Consider the following 3729-nt stretch of genomic DNA (forward strand, 5'->3'; position numbering starts at 1 on the left):
CCACTAGGCTACTGAGCAGACGCGCTGGCTCGACCCGTGCTGCATCAGGACGGCTGCAGCGCAGAGTGCCGTGATCTTCTGACAGTCAAATATGTGATGGCCTGCCGAATCCGCATCTTGCGTGCGGGTCCATTCTGCGGGATAACAGCCCCATGCGGCTCTGCCGCATTCCGGAACAGGGACGATCCGAAGCAGGGCGCGACAGGGCGGTGATCCGCCTGTGCGCCTTCGTCCCTCCCGGCGCGGTATTCGCCCAGGAAGGAGAACACGGATGTTCGGACGGACAATGAAGCTGGCACGTGTGGCGCTGACGATGGTCGCGCTTGGCTGCGCGGCCCCTCTTGCCGCGCAGGCGCAGGAAAGCAAAAAAACCTGGCGCATCTCCCAGCCAAGCGGGAATTCGACCCAGTACAAGACTCAGCAGGAGGCGGTGCAGGCGATCAAGAGTCTGCCCGCGCCGAGTCCGTTCCCGCCGGAGTTCCAGTTCGGTTGGCAGTCCGTCAATTCGATCAAGTCAAAGGTCGTGGACCTGGAGGGCAATACCTCAATCACGTACTGGATGGGCAAGTCCCAGCCCTCCGACCCTGATTGGTCGTATCTCAGTACCGCGCAGTTCCCGACCGAAGAGGCGATGGTCGCTTCCTATCTCGCCGATATCAAGGCGTTCAATCCTGTATGCCCGGGTGCAGCCGTTACGCCTACAAGCGAGTGGTATGCACTCAGCCCGGATATGGAAGGAACCATCGAGACACGCGATTTTGAAGTGATATACATGACCGGCGACAACACAGCCGAGTCGCCGTGCACGCCCTATCCAAGCGATGCCCATATGACGCGGACCCGGCGTCTGAACTGCCCGGTCCCCTTTACCCAGTGGTCCAACAAGCACGAAGCCTGCGTCAGCGAAGAGTTCGTAGCAACCATCACCTCCAAGACGACGCAGTGCGACAGGGATGGCGGGAACGGCAACTGCCCGACCTCGGGTAACAGCGCCATGAGTGGCATGAGCCCGAATCCCTCCAGCACCCCGGCATCGCAGGAGCCTCCGTGCACTGGCACGGTCGGCAACCCCTGCGACGTAAAGACCGGCGAGAAGTACGAGATCGCGCAGGACTTCGATCTGGGCTGGATCGCACTGACGCGCTACTACCATTCGGGAATATCCACCTCGTCTGGTGGGTTCGGCCACGGTTGGACACACTCGCTTGGCGCCCAGCTCGCACTGGATGGGTCGGGCGGTGCTGGCATCGTTGAAGCCACTGGTTTCCAGCGCGCCTTCAAGAAGATCGGCCAGGTGTACGAGGCTGCTGACAGCAGTGGCGATCGCTTGGTCCAGAATGGAAACTGGACGCTGTATGCAGCGGATGCCATTTCGACGTTCGACGACGCGGGTCGGCTCGTCGCGAAGCGCTTCGTGGACGGTACCTCGCTCACGTTCGTCTATGACGATAGCCAGCGCCTTGCTGCCGTCGCGCACAGCAGCGGCCGTACGCTTGAATTCGTCTACCAGTCCAACGACTACGAAGCCCTGATCAGCTCCGTTCTGGTCGCGGGCGTGCCGCAGGCGAGCTATACCTATACTGCGCATGGGCAGGTCGCTACCGTCACCTACGCGGGCGGCGGGGTGCGCACCTATCACTACGAGAATCTGGATTTCCCCCAGCATCTGACCGGCATTACCGCCGAGGATGGGCGCCGCTACAGCACCTTCACCTATGACACCATCGGCCGGGTCATTTCGAGCCAGCACGCGGGTGGCGCTGATGGCGTAACCCTTGCCTACAGCCCCAATGGCGGTGCGGTGGTCACTGCGCCGCCAGGTTGTCCGGGTCCGGGTTGAGCCATGCGTCCAGATGCTCGGTGCGGATCGGCAGTACTCCCCGGTCATGGCCGGCAGCGGCGACATCGATTGACGGTCCATCGGTGATGGTGGCGAACGACAGCAGGCGTCCTTCCGGACCGTCCCATTCCGCCCACAGGCAGGCCAGCAACAAGTCGCGCGGCGGATCAGGGCGGAACTCCAGCACCACGTCCTGTTCCTTCTCGTCGTTGTGCAAGGTGCGGCCGGCAATGGCGTGGCGAGGCACGTGTTCGTAGAAGGCCTGAACCACCACCACGCCATGGCGCAGCCCGAAGGCCCCGCGCCAATAGCCTTCCAGGCTGTCCCGCCGCGCATTGTAGGTGCCCGGGTAGAGCACATCGTTGCGCGCGGGCTTGTCCGGCAGCCGGCATTGATAGCGCATCGGCTTGATCACGCGCCGGCCCTTTTCGCTGACCATCACCGGCGCGTAGGTGCCGGGAAAAATACGGTTGTCGCGTGGCAGCAGCTGTTCCCGATGCAGGTCGTCCAGCCGTGCCTGCGCGCGGTCGATGCGGTTACCGGCAACGCGCAGGTCATTGCGCGCCTTCTGCGTGGGTCGGGTGGCCAGGGTCGCATTGGCGATGTCGCGACGCTCAAGCTGCCGCTCCAGCTCGGCCTGCAGCTGCTGCCGCTCCTGTGCATGCCATTGCTGGATCTTCGCCACGATGTCGCGGCCCAGTTCGGTGCGCGCACCGGCAAATCCGTCGTCCATCGCTTTCGGCGTTTTCGGTCGTTTCTTGCCGGGATCATGCGCATAGAGTTCGGCGAACTCCTCCAGGGAGAGGACGGCGCCGAACTCGCGCACGAGCTTGGCGTAGTCGGCGCGGATCAGGGCGGAATAGCACATGGGACTCTGCTGGAAGATGGGTCGCAGCGGCTGCGACGAGGATGCGGCAGGATAGCCCGACCTTCCAGGAGACGTTGCATGAATGATCCAGAGACGATCCAGTTCCGCGAAGCGGTGCCGACGGTCGAAGACTACTGCCAGCTGCGCGCATTGGCTGGTCTCAGCGCAAAGACCCACGAGGCGGCGACGCGGGCATTGCCCAACACCGTTTTCGGCGTCTGTGCCTACCAGGGCAGCGAGCTGGTAGCGATGGGCCGGATCATCGGCGATGGCGGTTGCCATCTGCAGGTCTGCGATATCGCCGTGCTGCCGCGTCTGCAGGGGCAGGGTCTGGGCAAGGCGGTGATGCAGCGTCTGAGCGACTGGATGCAGGGCAACCTGCCGCCGTCGGCGTACGTGAGTCTGTTGGCCGATGGCGAAGCGCATSGGCTGTATGCGCAGTTTGGCTTTGCGCCGACCGCGCCAGCCTCGATCGGCATGTATCGCCGGTTCTGAGGTGCGGTCACCGCGGAATCGCAGGCAAAGAAAAACCCCGGCCGAAGCCGGGGTTTCAAAGATTGGCGTCCCCACGGGGATTCGAACCCCGGTCGCCACCGTGAAAGGGTGATGTCCTAGGCCTCTAGACGATGGGGACGCACGAAAAACTTCAAGTTGTAGAACTYTCGACGGCCTAATGYCGAAAGTGGTGGAGCCAAGCGGGATCGAACCGCTGACCTCCTGCATGCCATGCAGGCGCTCTCCCAGCTGAGCTATGGCCCCGTGTTACCGAGCCGCCTATCATACCTGCCTGTTCACATTTGTGGAAGCTTTTTTTGAAGCTTTTTCGTCGAATCGTTCATTGCCACAAGGGCAGGGAGCGTTCCGACGCCACAACCTGAATGCCGGTGGGCGGTGAACAAAAAAGACCCGGTTATCGGCCGGGTCCTCGTTGTTCATGATGAGTGGCGTCCCCACGGGGATTCGAACCCCGGTCGCCACCGTGAAAGGGTGATGTCCTAGGCCTCTAGACGATGGGGACGCA

2 protein-coding genes, 3 tRNA genes and 1 pseudogene are annotated in these 3729 nt (G+C 62.7%); 2 read left to right on the plus strand and 4 right to left on the minus strand.

All coding sequences use genetic code 11. The features are described 5' to 3' along the window. Positions 1-271: 271 nt before the first annotated feature. A pseudogene (locus tag AB4Y84_RS15870) lies at positions 272-1810 on the plus strand (DUF6531 domain-containing protein); the annotation flags it as partial. Here AB4Y84_RS15870 and AB4Y84_RS15875 read toward each other — a convergent pair. After that, on the minus strand, positions 1806-2708 hold the full coding sequence (locus AB4Y84_RS15875; RefSeq protein ID WP_442250420.1) for an SOS response-associated peptidase family protein: 903 nt from the start codon (positions 2706-2708) through the stop codon (positions 1806-1808). The pseudogene AB4Y84_RS15870 and the gene AB4Y84_RS15875 sit on opposite strands and share 5 nt — an antisense overlap. 78 nt (positions 2709-2786) lie before the next feature. Between AB4Y84_RS15875 and AB4Y84_RS15880 the strand changes: the two genes are divergently transcribed. After that, complete coding sequence (locus tag AB4Y84_RS15880; protein WP_442250421.1) at positions 2787-3203, plus strand: GNAT family N-acetyltransferase; 417 nt, start codon at positions 2787-2789, stop codon at positions 3201-3203. 63 nt (positions 3204-3266) lie between these two features. Here the strand turns inward: AB4Y84_RS15880 and AB4Y84_RS15885 are convergent. The 3 genes from AB4Y84_RS15885 to AB4Y84_RS15895 form a co-directional block, all read right to left on the minus strand. Further along, positions 3267-3342, minus strand: a tRNA-Glu gene (locus tag AB4Y84_RS15885). Positions 3343-3391: 49 nt separating this feature from the next. Continuing rightward, positions 3392-3467, minus strand: a tRNA-Ala gene (locus AB4Y84_RS15890). 183 nt (positions 3468-3650) lie between these two features. Then, positions 3651-3726 (minus strand) — tRNA-Glu (locus AB4Y84_RS15895). Positions 3727-3729: the final 3 nt, after the last annotated feature.

Origin of the sequence: Stenotrophomonas sp. 2YAF22, assembly GCF_052114665.1 — a bacterium.
GTDB lineage: Bacteria > Pseudomonadota > Gammaproteobacteria > Xanthomonadales > Xanthomonadaceae > Stenotrophomonas > Stenotrophomonas indicatrix.